Genomic DNA, 761 nt, shown 5'->3' on the forward strand with positions numbered 1-761 from the left:
CTAAGTTAATACAGTATAAATAATAAAATCAAGGGTGTGGAAAAACACGACACCCTTGATTTTATTATATAACTACATTTTATCAGGAGCTTTATATTCTACTCCCTTAGTATCAACTTTTATAGATTCAATAATAACATCATTAATAGGTTTATCACTAGAATCAGTTTGTACATTTTCTATTTTATGAACAATATCCATACCTTTTATAACTTTACCAAAAGAAGCATATTGACCATCTAAGTGAGGTGCATCTTTAGTAACTATAAAGAACTGACTACCWGCACTATTTTTATTTTGGCTTCTAGCCATAGATAATACTCCTTCAGTATGGGCTAAATCATTTTTAAATTTATTCTTAGTAAATTCACCATAAATGCTATATCCAGGACCACCCATACCAGTCCCTTCAGGATCTCCACCTTGTATCATAAAATCTTTTATAACTCTATGGAAAGTTAATCCATCATAAAATCCACTATTAGCTARAGATATAAAGTTATTAACCGTATTAGGGGCTATATGAGGGTATARCTCAGCCTCAATAGTTCCAAAATCTTTAACAACTATAGTAGCTATAGGAAGTTCTTTAGGAGGAGTTCTAACTTCATCAGAAACTGGAGCATTAGATGAACAACCAACTAAAGCTAATGCACCTGCAAGTAAGCTAGCTAAAAATCCTTTTTTACTTTTGTTAGACATATTAATACCATCCTTTGTTATAATTTATTAATATATTATACCATAAACTGCCTATATAA

At 30.3% G+C, this 761-nt stretch carries 1 protein-coding gene; it reads right to left on the bottom strand.

The window, feature by feature from the left end; genetic code table 11:
• Positions 1 to 72: 72 nt before the first annotated feature.
• The gene (locus tag G3997_RS03800) at positions 73 to 702 is read right to left on the bottom strand and encodes a peptidylprolyl isomerase (protein ID WP_296648370.1); all 630 of its coding nucleotides are present in this window, start codon (positions 700 to 702) and stop codon (positions 73 to 75) included.
• Between the last annotated feature and the right edge of the window lie 59 nt (positions 703 to 761).

It is taken from the genome of Romboutsia sp. 13368, from assembly GCF_018336475.1.
Taxonomy (GTDB): domain Bacteria; phylum Bacillota; class Clostridia; order Peptostreptococcales; family Peptostreptococcaceae; genus Romboutsia.